The sequence below is a fragment of the Rhizobium sp. NLR22b genome (genome assembly GCF_019685295.1).
In the GTDB taxonomy this organism is placed as follows: domain Bacteria; phylum Pseudomonadota; class Alphaproteobacteria; order Rhizobiales; family Rhizobiaceae; genus Rhizobium.
Genome location: NZ_JABDWM010000007.1, coordinates 108,843 through 121,174, shown reverse-complemented (window position 1 = coordinate 121,174; position 12,332 = coordinate 108,843). Strand labels below are relative to the sequence as shown.

Annotated in this window: 13 protein-coding genes and 2 pseudogenes; 10 read left to right on the top strand and 5 right to left on the bottom strand. The window is 62.6% G+C overall.

Annotated elements, in window-relative coordinates:
* Positions 1–49: 49 nt before the first annotated feature.
* Complete coding sequence (locus HJC00_RS13415) at positions 50–925, bottom strand: bifunctional helix-turn-helix transcriptional regulator/GNAT family N-acetyltransferase (RefSeq protein WP_210630906.1); 876 nt, start codon at positions 923–925, stop codon at positions 50–52.
* 154 nt (positions 926–1,079) lie between these two features.
* On the opposite strand from HJC00_RS13415, the gene HJC00_RS13410 reads away from it, so the two are divergent.
* The 6 genes and pseudogenes from HJC00_RS13410 to HJC00_RS33015 form a co-directional block, all read left to right on the top strand.
* Positions 1,080–1,892 (top strand): hypothetical protein, encoded by an 813-nt coding sequence (locus HJC00_RS13410; protein WP_210630905.1) that lies wholly within the window; start codon positions 1,080–1,082, stop codon positions 1,890–1,892.
* Between the two features lie 171 nt (positions 1,893–2,063).
* Positions 2,064–3,062 (top strand): DUF808 domain-containing protein, encoded by a 999-nt coding sequence (locus tag HJC00_RS13405; RefSeq protein ID WP_210630904.1) that lies wholly within the window; start codon positions 2,064–2,066, stop codon positions 3,060–3,062.
* 514 nt (positions 3,063–3,576) lie between these two features.
* Complete coding sequence (locus HJC00_RS13400; RefSeq protein ID WP_210630903.1) at positions 3,577–3,750, top strand: hypothetical protein; 174 nt, start codon at positions 3,577–3,579, stop codon at positions 3,748–3,750.
* Positions 3,751–4,117: 367 nt separating this feature from the next.
* Positions 4,118–4,338: pseudogene (locus tag HJC00_RS32520) on the top strand (4-hydroxybenzoate octaprenyltransferase); the annotation flags it as partial.
* 22 nt (positions 4,339–4,360) lie between these two features.
* Positions 4,361–5,137: a phosphodiester glycosidase family protein gene (locus HJC00_RS13395; protein WP_221122697.1), complete on the top strand. Its 777-nt coding sequence runs from the start codon at positions 4,361–4,363 to the stop codon at positions 5,135–5,137.
* Positions 5,138–5,143: 6 nt separating this feature from the next.
* Positions 5,144–5,227, top strand: a pseudogene (locus tag HJC00_RS33015) (GFA family protein); the annotation flags it as partial.
* Between the two features lie 39 nt (positions 5,228–5,266).
* On the opposite strand, the gene HJC00_RS13390 reads toward HJC00_RS33015, so the two are convergent.
* The gene (locus HJC00_RS13390) at positions 5,267–5,740 is read right to left on the bottom strand and encodes a VOC family protein (protein WP_210630901.1); all 474 of its coding nucleotides are present in this window, start codon (positions 5,738–5,740) and stop codon (positions 5,267–5,269) included.
* 306 nt (positions 5,741–6,046) lie between these two features.
* Here HJC00_RS13390 and HJC00_RS13385 point away from each other — a divergent pair, with 306 nt between their 5' ends.
* Both HJC00_RS13385 and dapB read left to right on the top strand, forming a co-directional pair.
* Entirely contained in the window at positions 6,047–6,262 is a 216-nt protein-coding gene (locus HJC00_RS13385) for a hypothetical protein (RefSeq protein WP_210630900.1), read from the top strand.
* A 144-nt stretch (positions 6,263–6,406) separates the two neighbouring features.
* Entirely contained in the window at positions 6,407–7,210 is an 804-nt protein-coding gene (gene dapB / locus HJC00_RS13380) for a 4-hydroxy-tetrahydrodipicolinate reductase (RefSeq protein ID WP_210630899.1), read from the top strand.
* Between the two features lie 140 nt (positions 7,211–7,350).
* Here dapB and HJC00_RS13375 read toward each other — a convergent pair whose 3' ends face one another.
* The 3 genes from HJC00_RS13375 to HJC00_RS13370 all read right to left on the bottom strand — a co-directional run bounded on the left by HJC00_RS13375 (position 7,351) and on the right by HJC00_RS13370 (position 9,502).
* Positions 7,351–7,857 carry a GNAT family N-acetyltransferase gene (locus HJC00_RS13375; protein WP_221153483.1) on the bottom strand — a complete coding sequence of 169 codons (507 nt, stop codon included), beginning with the start codon at positions 7,855–7,857 and terminating at the stop codon, positions 7,351–7,353.
* Between the two features lie 309 nt (positions 7,858–8,166).
* Entirely contained in the window at positions 8,167–8,496 is a 330-nt protein-coding gene (locus tag HJC00_RS32515) for a hypothetical protein (RefSeq protein WP_311043516.1), read from the bottom strand.
* Between the two features lie 184 nt (positions 8,497–8,680).
* Entirely contained in the window at positions 8,681–9,502 is an 822-nt protein-coding gene (locus HJC00_RS13370) for an AraC family transcriptional regulator (protein ID WP_221122696.1), read from the bottom strand.
* A 93-nt stretch (positions 9,503–9,595) separates the two neighbouring features.
* Here HJC00_RS13370 and HJC00_RS13365 point away from each other — a divergent pair, with 93 nt between their 5' ends.
* Positions 9,596–10,510 carry a phytanoyl-CoA dioxygenase family protein gene (locus HJC00_RS13365; protein ID WP_221164160.1) on the top strand — a complete coding sequence of 305 codons (915 nt, stop codon included), beginning with the start codon at positions 9,596–9,598 and terminating at the stop codon, positions 10,508–10,510.
* Between the two features lie 165 nt (positions 10,511–10,675).
* A complete protein-coding gene (locus tag HJC00_RS13360) occupies positions 10,676–12,079 on the top strand; it encodes a pyridoxal-dependent decarboxylase (protein ID WP_221122695.1) in 1,404 nt (467 codons plus the stop codon).
* Positions 12,080–12,332 lie beyond the last annotated feature (253 nt).

The window sequence follows — 12,332 nt, the reverse complement described above, 5'->3', positions numbered from 1 at the left end:
AGCGTCGCACAGCACCAACGCAGCCATCTCAGGACAAAGCTGGTCCCGCTCAAAGACTTTTTTCGAAGAACGTATCCGGATATGGATCGTCATTGAACCGCTCGATCTCGGTCCAGCCGGTACCGCGATAGAGCTGCTGTGCCTCGGCAAGAACGCTGTTGGTATCCAGACGCAGGAGCCGGATGGACAACTCGCGGGCGATCGTCTCGGCAGCCGACATAAGCCGTTTTGCCATCCCGAGGCCACGCGCGGAAGGGGCGACCCAGAGCCTCTTGATCTCCGCCACCTTGCCGCCATTGCCCTTCAACCCGACACAACCGATCGGCAGGCCGTCGGACATCGCGACCAGGAACGCGCCGCGCGGGCGGATCATGTCCTTGGCGTCAGGATCGCGGGAAAGCGAGACGTCGAAACCCTTGTCGAAACGGCGTGCGAGTTCGCCGTAATATTCGTTCAGGCAATAGCGGGCATCGTCGTGCCGAGGATCTTTCTCCTCCAGCACGATCTGGTCGCGTCCAAGCGAGCAGGCGACCATATCCATGGCGCGCAGGAGTTCGTCCGGGCGGCGATGACGCGCCAGAAACGCTTCGGCCTGGGCATTGGAAAGTGCTTCATAAGCCTGAAACTCGCACTCGCCGGTGCTGGTCAACCTGGTGATGCGGCGACGGGCATCGCGATCGTTCGGGATGGTCTCGATCAGCCCCTCCTCCTCCAGCCCGCGCAGCAGACGGCTCATCAGGCCCGAGTCAAGACCGAGATAATCGCGGATTGCCGCAACATCCGATTGGCCACGACCGATCGAATTGAGGACGCGAGCAGCACCGAGCGGACGACCGCGTCCAAGGAAAGACGTATCCAGAGCGCCGACTTCGGAGGTGACGGCGCGGTTGAAGCGACGGACGCGGGCGACAGGATCGCAAGCCATATTATCTGACTTAAGTCAGATAAATTCCGCTGTCAATTCCGGCTGCCAAAATGGACCCGAAGTGCTCGAAGTGTCAGCCGGGTGCGCCGACCGTCTTGCGCATCCTCACTCCCTCACCTATGGCAATGCAACTTCCCCTCCACAGGGCTGCCCCGTGCTCCGCTTTATCCTCCACGCTCTGATCGTCATCATTCTGACGCTGCTCACCCAGATCGGCGGCCTCGCCTATTTGATAACGCTTGCCGTCGCACGCGCCTTGCGCCTGCGCCGATTTGCGGCCAGCCTCGCGCTCTTTCTGCTTCTCTACGCCGGCGCCACCTTCGTCGCGCACCTCACCGCACCCACATTCGGCCGGGTTCCGCTTTCCTGCTTCGCCGGCACTGCCGATCCGCTGGTCATCCGCTCGCCAATCTACTGCGCGCTCAACCGCAACTACGTGACGCCTGAACTGCGCGATCTGGCAGGGGCACTCGCCGCCCACATGGATAAGCAGTTTCCCGGTACCGTTACCGTCGCGCTGGATGCAAACTTTCCCTTCGTCAACGGTTTTCCGCTGCTGCCGCATCTCTCTCATGCCGACGGCAAGAAGCTCGATTTCGCCTATTATTACAAAGATGCCGACGGCGCCTTCCTGAACGGCGCCACACGCTCCCCGATCGGCTATTTTGCCTTCGAGGAGCCTGCCCCGGGCGACGAACTACCCTGCGCGGGTCGCCACGATTGGCTCACCACGCGTTGGGATTTTGATACCCTGCAGCCTCTCTTCCCTGTCTATGGGATCGAGGAGCAGCACACCGCGGCAGCGATCGCCTGGCTGACGACGGTAGGCGTCGCACGCTTTGACCTGCAGAAGATCTTCATCGAGCCGCATCTGAAGAATGCGCTTGGCATCACCGATGCCCATGTCCGCTTCCAGGGCTGCCGAGCCGCGCGTCATGATGACCATATGCATATCCAGATTGAATGAGCGGCTCGCTTGCACACGGCAGGAAATCCCCTACGCCATGTACTCCGTCCCGCCGGGGTGATGCCTGACCTTTTGATCAGGCACCACCAACCATCGGAAGAGGCGCCCTTCCCGGCTGTCGCCCGATTGGATATTCTTGCCAGCCATTGTCCCTGAATGAGAGGTTTGCTTGTGAGTGTCGGCCTGATTGCCCTCCTTGACGATGTCGCAGTGCTTGCAAAGGCGGCCGCCGCTTCTCTGGACGACGTAGTCGCCCAGGCGGGCAGAGCCGGCGCCAAAGCCGCCGGCGTCGTGATCGACGACGCAGCCGTCACGCCGCGTTACGTGACCGGCCTCTCGGCGGCACGCGAACTGCCGATCATCGCAAAAATCGCCATTGGTTCTCTCAAGAACAAACTGGTGTTCCTCCTGCCGGCCGCACTCGTCCTCAGCCTTCTCATGCCGCAGGCAGTGACGCCGCTGCTCATGCTCGGTGGGCTCTACCTTTGCTACGAAGGCGCCGAAAAGGTCTACGAACTCGTCGTGCCGCACGCGGCCCATGCCCACGAGAACGCCCTCGAGACGATCAGCGTCGACCCCAGAACCTTCGAGGACGAAAGGGTCGCGAGCGCCATCAGAACCGATTTCATCCTCTCGGCCGAGATCATGGCGATCACCCTCGGCTCGCTGTCGGAGTCGGGTCTGGCGATGCAGGCGCTGGTCCTCGCGCTGGTCGGCTCTCTGATCACGGCCGCTGTCTACGGCGTCGTCGCCTTGATCGTGAAGGCGGACGACTTCGGCCTCTGGCTTGCCCAGCGCTCTTCCCGCTCGCGGACAGGCGCGTTCCCGCGCTTGCTCGGGCGCGGCCTTGTGCGGGGCATGCCCTATCTTCTCAAGGTACTGGGTCTCATCGGGACGGCGGCGATGATCTGGGTCGGCGGCGGCATCATTGTGCACGGCGCCGAAGGCTTTGGCTTTGCCTGGCTGAGCCATCTGCTCCACGATGCCGGAGAAGGCGCCGCGCATGCAATGCCGGCCGTTGGCGGCGTGGTTTCCTGGCTGGTCCAAGCTGTCGGCTCAGGTCTCGTCGGCATCCTCCTCGGCCTTGCAGCCATCCCGGCCGTCGGCTACGTCGTTGCGCCTGCATGGCGGTGGTGCGCAGCACGCCTGCGCAGGATGAGGACCGCGTAAGCGAGTGACAGCAGATGTTGCTTGCGACATCACGCGTTGTGCAGAAGGCGCCATGATGGCTCGCAAATCTTCCTTGGCGCGAACCAGCCCTGCGGCGCGGCGCAACCAGATGCTTCGAAGTGCCGGCACCATCAACCAGTGTCCCTTTCATCGTAAGCATGCTGCGCCGCAAAGATTGCGTCCATGTTCTGCTCCGCCCAGTGAGCGGGTGCCGAAACCGCCGCCATCCTCTCCGAAGCGATCAGCAAGCCTGTCGCCTTGCTGCGCCCCGTCAGTTCCATCATTTCAGCGTTTCGGCTCTGCTTCCGGGGGGGGAGCCGTACTCCGGGATTCTCGCTCACGCCCAGGACAGCTAAGGTTCCCATGGAAAGGCTATGCCATTTCAAACGATTTTAAAAATCGCCGACGCAGGGCTAATCGATTTTAATTTTGTGATTAAAACTTTCTTGTTGCGACGCAAAAGAATCTAACCATTACTTCTGCCGATGCTCGGTCTGTTCGTTGGAGAACTCGCATGACGATGACATTTCCGCTAACCGAAAAGCGCAATGCCGATGCGTTGCTGAAACACTTGACGTTGCACAAACTCAGCTATCCCGGAAACTGCGTCGTGTCGCTCAAGACGTACGTCGCATACGTCACGTCGTCTCACACGACAGCACTCGGGACCGCCCGCACCGCCTGGTAGGAATGTCTCGGAATTTCGGGATGTCTGTGCCCTTCGCTTATGCTCAAGGCGCCCGTCGAATACTCTTCACCCTTATCTGCCCGATAGGCGCCTCTCCCCGCCGGAGAGAAAAGGAGTAAGCCGCGCAGCTTTCGTTCTCGCAACGGAGGTCTCACGGAGGGGCGAGACGTTGCCGTACTTGCAAAAATTCCTATTCTGGTCGCCGCCGATGCGATGAAAAGCTGAGGCATTCCAGAGTTTGCGATAGGAATTTCAGGCCACAACATGACGACTCTCGGCCGCCCGGATCTCGGCGACATCCCACCATGGCGACTGGGGGGATCGCCGGTTACCGGCCGCGTGGCGGCCATACACGCGGCTGGCGCAGATTGGCCTGTTCTATGCTCTGGCGGTTGGGGCGTGGTCGCTCGGGGGCTGGCTGTTGGAGATGCCGCCGCCATCTGCGGTCGGGATGCTGGTGATCGCCCATTTTTTCTGGCAGACGCGGCGGTTAGACCTTGCCCGCCCGGATCTGAATTTCGCCTGTTCCTCGCCAATATCCTGACCGGCGTGCTGCTCGCCGGCACCGCGTTGGCGGGCACATGGTGAGCGGTTCGAGGACGAAATACGAATGATCGATCTCAAACAAGGCGTGCTCGCCGCGGCCATGATGCTGGCAGCAACGATGGCGTCCGGACATCAGGCGCATGCCGAGCCATGCGAACCGGAAACCTTCGAAGCGGCAAAATATGTCGTCTGCACGCTGGAAGGAGGAAAGGCCGACCTGCGCCTGTTCTGGAAGGGCGCCGATGGCGCGCCATACCGCACTTTTTCGAGCCTTGCCGAAGCCCTTCGCACCGAGGGGAAAACGCTGGTACTGGCCGTCAATGCCGGAATGTACCGAGCCGATTTTTCGCCGATGGGGCTGTACGTCGAAAACGCCACGGAATTGAAACCCGCCAATACCACAGAGACGGGAGGCGCCCCCGGTCAGGTCCCGAATTTCTACAAGAAACCGAGCGGCGTGTTCTTTCTCGGTGAAGCAGGCGCCGGCATACTTCCGACCGATGAATTTCTGACGCGTGCCCTAAAAGTGCGGTTCGCCACGCAGTCCGGCCCGATGCTCGTCATCGCGGGAAAGCTGAATCCGATCTTCATCTTCGCATCGACAGATCGAACCCGCCGGAGCGGGGTCGGCGTTTGCGCAGACGGCGTGGTTCGCTTCGCAATCAGTGAAGACAGGGTCAATTTCCACGATTTCGCACGGCTCTTCCGGGACCGGCTGCAATGCGCCGACGCCTTGTTCCTCGATGGCGGACGAGGTGTTGGGCTTTACTATCCGGCATTGGGCCGCAACGACTGGTCCTGGCACGGCGGCTACGGCCCCATTTTCGGACTTGTGGAATAAGCTGATCTCCCCATCGATCATTTCGACGGGCTGGACACATTCAAAGACCTTCCCTCCGACGGGCGCTGCGTACGCGATCTCTGGTTCTGACAGGCTGGCACCTGTCGGCCTCGGGCAGGCAATGGCGCCTCAACCGCGCCGAGCCGCCTCGATCGCCGCGACATCGATCTTTCTCATCGTCATCATCGCGTCAAAAGCACGCTTTGCCTGATCACCACCCGCCGAGAGCGCTTCTGAGAGGACGCGGGGGGTGATCTGCCAGGACAGACCCCATTTGTCCTTGCACCAGCCACACTCGCTTTCCTGGCCGCCATTACCGACGATGGCGTTCCAGTAGCGATCGGTTTCTTCCTGATCCTCCGTGGCGATTTGAAACGAGAAGGCTTCACTGTGTTTGAATGCAGGGCCGCCGTTCAGACCGATGCAAGGAATACCCGCGACGGTGAATTCAACAACCAAAACGTCTCCCTGTTTGCCGTCAGGATAATCTCCCGGCGCCCGAGTGACAGCACCCACCGCGCTGTCGGGAAAAGTCGCAGCATAAAAGCGGGCGGCATCCTCGGCGTCTTTGTTGTACCATAGGCAGATCGTGTTTTTTGCCATTATGCGGTCCTTCCCTCTTGGTTTGCAATTCCTGTTCAAATAAGAGGGAAACCGCCTTTCTCCAGCCCATACAGCTTATTTCGGCGAGGGCCTTGTTCGGCTTGATCCACGCACCCGGCGAAGGCGATCGCCGCGCAGGCGATACGCGCAGATCGCGGATGCGTATCGATGCCTGGCTTGACGGCGGCTCCGGCGCCACGACATCCATAAAGATCTGGAACCATCGCTTGCTGTGTCCGGCCGCAAAGCGTGTCAGACTGTGCAGGCTGCGCATCGTCTGCGCGCCGATTGAAAGGTACGAAGCCAATGCACAAGTTCACCGTTACCCTCACCCGCGAGATCGACGCCGATACCGCCGAGGAGGCAGCCTTGCTCCTGTATCAGGAACTTTCGAAGGGACCGGTCCCTGACCGCTACTCGGTCACCGACGAGAAGAAGGCGACCACGGAGATAAATCTCGACCGGAACAAGGCTGATGAATTCGCCAGCATCGATCACACCGCCGATCCCGGCAACTGGTAAGGCCAGGCGTTCACAGGGACGGTGGCAACAAATCCCCTGCTTTGCGCCGGGAGCGCAAGTGCGGTAGGTGCAGAATGCCGTTCCGGCGCGAATGCCGGATGCAAGCGGCCGCTCCATCGGAAATATGCCAGTCAAGGAAAACAAGTGAGCTCACCTGTCAAAATAGCCGTCGCCGGCGCGAACGGCCGCATGGGTCGCACCATACTGCCGCTGCTCGCGGCCGATCCGGCTTTTGCGGTCATCGGCGGTATCGGCCGTCCCGGCTCCGCCGGTGAAGGGCTGATCGACCGTGCGGCCGCAATCGCAGCCGCCGACGTGATCCTGGATTTCACGACGGGAAATGCCGCCGCCGAACTCGCCGGCCTCTGCGCCTCGTCAGGCGGGCCGGCCCTGGTGATCGGAGCGACAGGTTTCGAGCCGAATGAGATCCAACGGATCGCAGCCGCCGCCCGAACGATTCCGATCCTGCGCTCCGGCAACTTCTCCATTGGCGTCAACATGCTGGTCGGCCTCGTCGCCCAGGCTGCGCGCGCTCTTCCCGCGCATGGCTGGGACATCGAAATCCTCGAAGCCCACCACAACAGAAAGATCGATGCACCATCCGGTACGGCGCTGATGCTCGGCGAAGCAGCCGCTGAGGGCCGCGGCGTTTCCCTCGCATCCGTCGAGCGGCGTGGGCGTGACGGCGTCACCGGCCAGCGACCGCCCGGCGAGATCGGCTTTGCCGTCGTGCGCGCCGGCGGGCTCGTCGGAGAACACAGCGTCCTGTTCGCCGCCGCCGATGAAGTCGTGACGCTGTCGCATTCGGCTCTCGATCGCGGCATGTTCGCCCGCGGCGCGCTTGCCGCCGCCCGCTGGATCGCAGGGCGCGCACCCGGCGAATATGGCATGCGGGATGTGCTGGGCCTGACGGCAGAAGGCGCGAATAGACCGAGTGAAGAGGCTTGAGCACCTTCTTGAATCAAAATCTACACCGACACACTCTCCATGAGGATTTTCATCACGGCAACCTCCGATTCAGGCGGCATCCTGCAACCCCAATCCTGCTGGAGGTCAAGAGGCCGGATGGCCCGCCGCGCGGCCCCGGCCTAACCCACCAGCCGCCGCGCCATCATCACGTCGTCGATCTCTCTGCCATCCTCCAGCACGCCGCCGGGGATACGGCCGATCTCGGCAAAACCTTGCCGCTGGTAGAACCGCATCGCCGCCGAGTTTTCGGCGCTGACGAAGAGTTCCAATTGACGGATGCCGATATCGCGCGCGTGATCGGAAATCGTCTCCAGCAGTTTGACGGCAAGGCCCGTTCCGCGAAGCTTGGCGCAGACATAGACCATGACGATCGTGGCGCGGTGGGCCATCTTGCTCGGCCGCTGCCGAAACAGGCCCATGATGCCGACGGGTTCGCCTTCCTGAAAGGCGATGAAAACCGGTTCGCTCAGCCGATCGCGCCACTCCTGCAGAGACAGGATTTCCCAGTCTTCGTAGCGGCTGGCAAAGGAAGACGGATCGGCGCGAAGCGCTTCCAGGCGGATACGCCGAAAAGCCTCCACCTCGTCTCCACCTATGAGCCTGATCGTCACGCCGCCTGCATCCATCGCCACCTCCCGGAATATCGGAGATATGTCATCGCAGCCGGCTGCATTGGATGCAATCGGGAAAGCGGCGGGTTCGGCTTCTGTTGTCCCGTCGCGGCACGCCAAGGCTCGAGAGAACCTCGTCATGAGGGAGGTTGGAGGGCACCGCACCAACGAGGCTGGGAGAACCGGGCGCGAACGCTGCTCCCAATTCCCTCATCCCTGTCCTCGGGTCAGGCCCGGGGACAGGGATGAGGGAGGGGAAGTGGCGTCCGTCAAAGGTGCCCAAAGGACAAGCGTCCCCATGCAACAAACCTAACGACAGCACCATCACTGCGCCGGAGTTCCCACCCTGCCACCCTTGCGAACAGTCGGCTCGCCGGTTGGGCGGAGATCCCATTGATCGGTGCGGACCGATGGTCCTTGGGTTGGTTGCTGGCCGCTCGCCCCCGGTGCCGGTTCGCGGGTCGACCGCACGACCAGATCATCCGGTTCGAAGGCCGTCTGATCCCCAGGCCTCTCCATCTGAAACGATGCAATCTGATGGATGACGACGAGAAGAACTATCCCGACCGCCGAGCACACGAGCGCATAGAGAATGAAATATTTCAGTGCACATCCCTCGCTGATCGACAGAGCGGCCTTGACAGCAGCGCGAATGATATTTCGCACATCATTGATGGATACTTAGAGAGAAGGCAATAGATTTTAGCAATTCCTGGAAAATTTCAAAAATAGACAGCATGAAATAGAACTTTATTGGAGAAAATCGCGCAATGCCTCACGCATTGCTTGATTTCTTCAGCATCCCGGCCAAAGGCGAGGAACCTATGGCTGCAACAGCTCAACCCCGCTTGAACCGCATCCGGAATTCACGGGGGCTGCAGCCCTCGCGCTCTCGAAAGACGCGAGAAAAATAGAACGGGTCTTCGATGCCGACCATGGCTGCGACGGTTTCGATCTTCTCGTCTGACGTGGCGAGCAGTTGCTTGGCCTGGTCCATACGCGCCCGAAGCTGGAAGTCCTTGGGCGGCATGCCCGTTTCGGCGATAAATTTCCGCCGCAGCGTCGCGGGAGATATGCCATGCTCGGCGGCAAACGAGGCAAGGTCGAGCGGCTGCAGCGCCCTGCCCCGCAACGTCTCGACGAGATCGCCAGTCGCGCCCTCGCCTTTGCGACCTGCCGCAGCGCTCGCCTGCCGCGCAGCGGTGATGACGATGCGATGGAGCGCCAATGCCGCCGAGGCCTGTCCGAGATGGCTGTCGTCGATGAGATCAGCATGCAACTGCGCGAAGAGCCGCACCACCTCCTCGATATGGCGCAGAGTCACGAGGGGATGGCGCTCGTCAACCAGCCGCATCCGCACGAAATCGCGCGTGAACGAACCTTCAAACAGCGCCCAGCGCTCATCCCATCCGCCTTCGTCAGGCCCATAGGAGTGCGGGCGGTTCGGAAACAGCCAGAAGAGCGCCGGCCCCTCCACGGGCTGGCGCCCGCCTGCAGCGGTTTCGAGAAACCCCTGCCCGCGCTCCACCAGCACGGCTGCAAAACTCGGCAGCTTCCTGTCCTTGACGGCATGGCGCGCATGTTGCCTGCCGCTGCCGGCCACGGCAAGCCCGCCGGCGGCGGCAAGGGGAGATCGATAGATGGCCTCGGCTTGTGTCATGAGCGAAAAATCCAGCTGCAGCTTTCCTCCATGGCGGCCAGCCCACGCAGCCCGCAGGCTGAAGGCAGGTAAGTCAAAGCGGGGGTGAATGAAATGTCAATTGTCGCGAATGCCGCCGAGATGCAAACGCCCCTCGCCGCCCATGGTAAAACGATCCCCGCTGCAAGGCTCGGCGCACTCGCGCCGACCGATCCCGGAATTGGCACCGAGGCTATCCGCCACGGCTATGAGGAGCATGGTTATGTCTGGCTGAAAGGCCTCCTGCCGCGCGCCGAAGTGATTGATTTCCGTCGTTGGGTCTTCACCCACCTCGCCGAAGCCGGCCTGTTGGCGCCGGGCTATGATCTTGCCCTCGGCGTCGCTGCCGTCGGGGACGTCGACTGGAACCTTGCCAACCGCCGCCTGATGTCGATCGTCCGCTCGGCTGCCTATGAAGGCTTCTGCGCCCAGCCGCGGCTCGTGCACTTCATGGACATCTTTCTCCAGGGCATCTCCTATCTCCATAAACGCAAGCTGATGCGCTATGTCCAACCCGGCACGGCGGTGGCCACGCCCGCCCATTACGACCTCGTCTACCTCCGCGGCGGCACCAGCCGGCTCGTCACCGCCTGGATCCCGATCGGCGACACTCCCGCCGAAATGGGCGGCCTCGTCTACCTCGAAGGCTCGCATGCGCTCGGCCGTAGGATGGAGGCCGAATTCCAGGCAAAGAGCGGTGATCTCTCGCCGGAAGAGCGGATCAGCGCCTATAACAGCCACATGGCCGAGGGCGGCTGGATCTCCAAGGATCTGCCCGACATGGCCCATCGGTTTAACACCCGCTGGCTCGCCGCCGATTACGAGGCTGGCGACGTCGTGCTGCACTCCCCCTACATGATTCACGCCGCCACCACCAACGAGGGCCGCGCCCGGCGGCTCCGCCTCTCTACCGATATCCGCTACCAGAATGTCGACGACGAAATCGACGTCCGCTGGGACAACCATTGGAGCCTGGGGGATATGCTGTAAGGCTTTGCTCCGCGCCGCAATGCTTCAGCCGAACCCAAACCCGCCTGGGATCGATCCTTTGCGAACCAAGACAGCCACGGCGATATCGGCTAGACTTGCCGGCACCGACAGCTTGCTTGGAGGCGGTCCCCAGGAGCGGCGGGCGTCGGCGCAGGGGGAACCCGCATGTCGGCAATCGCATCTTTGTTTCAGGAAGCCGCCCGGCTTGCAGCCGGCTTTCGTGAGCGCGCGCCGGCACGCCATGTGCCCCGGCACGATTACGCCGCCTCGCTCGCCGCCTTCGACGAGCCGCTGCCGGCCGCTGGCGCCGAGATGGGCGATGTCATCAGACAGCTCGCAGCGGACGCCGAGCCCGGCCTGCATTTCACCACCGGCCCGCGCTTCTTTGGCTGGGTCATCGGCGGCTCTCATCCGGTCGGCGTCGCGGCCGATTTCCTCACCAGCGCCTGGGGCCAGAATGCCGGAAACCACGTCGCCGCCCCGGCCGCGGCCGCCGTCGAAACCATCGCGGCGAGATGGCTTCTCGACATCCTGAAGCTGCCGGCCGAAAGCTCCGTCGGCTTCGTCACGGGAGCCACGGTCGCCAACTTCACCTGCCTTGCCGCCGCCCGCGGCGAGGTGCTGCGCAAGGCCGGCTGGGATGCGGATGCCAAAGGCCTGTTCGGCGCGCCCGAGATCACCGTGCTGATCGGCGACGACGCCCACACGACGGTCTTCTCGGCGCTTCAATTCCTCGGTCTCGGCCATGACCGCGTGCTGCGTCTGCCGACCGACCCGATGGGACGGATCGATCCGGCCGCACTCGGCGACGCGCTTGCCCCGGTCAGCGGCCCCTGCATCGCCATTCTCCAGGCCGGGCAGATCAATACAGGCGGCTTCGACGAGTTCATCCGCTTGATCCCGGCCCTTCGGGAAAAAGGCGCCTGGGTGCATGTCGACGGCGCCTTCGGCCTGTGGGCGCAGGCTTCGGAGAAATTCAGCCGTCTCAGCCGTGGCGTCGAGGCGGCCGACAGCTGGGCAACCGACGGCCACAAATGGCTGCAGACGCCCTATGACTGCGGCTATGCCATCGTGCGCCACGAGCTCGCCCACCGCCGCGCCATGACGATCGCCGCAAGCTACCTGCCGCTCGCCGCCGAGGGCGAGCGCGATCCTTCCCATTACGTGCCGGAGCTTTCCCGGCGCGCCCGCGGCTTCGCCACCTGGGCGATGCTGAAACATCTCGGCCGCGATGGCATCGCCGCCCTCATCGACCAATGTTGCGCGTCCGCCCGCCTGCTGGCCGAGCACCTCCAGCGCGAACCAGGCATTACCATCTTGAACGAGATCACGCTGAACCAGCTCATCCTCCGCTTCGCCGCCGACCGCCCGGACGATGAAAGCGACGCCATCACCCGCAAGACCATCGCAAAGATCCGCGACGACGCCACCCTCTTTGCCGGCGGCGCCAAATGGCGCCGCCGCGACGTCCTGCGCCTCTCCGTCACCAATTTCCAGACGACCGCGGACGAAGCCCGGCTGGCCGCCGACAGCATCATCGCTGCCTTCCGGAGCGTCAGCTGCGGCTGACGCCAGTGCTAATTAACATTGCGTCAGAGTCGCCATTGCATATTGCGTGCGCTGCCAAGTGCCCAGCCACCCGCCCCCTCCTTCGAGGTTCCGGCCTCTGGCCTGCGCACCGCAACAACACGGGACGAGGGCGTCCACGCGCCGGCGCTGCCGAAGTTCCGCACACCGTAGCGGATCGGCTATTGACTCATCTCCGAGCAAAGCTACCGTCCTCTGTGCAGGACTAAGGATTCAGCCAGCACCCCTCCCTCGC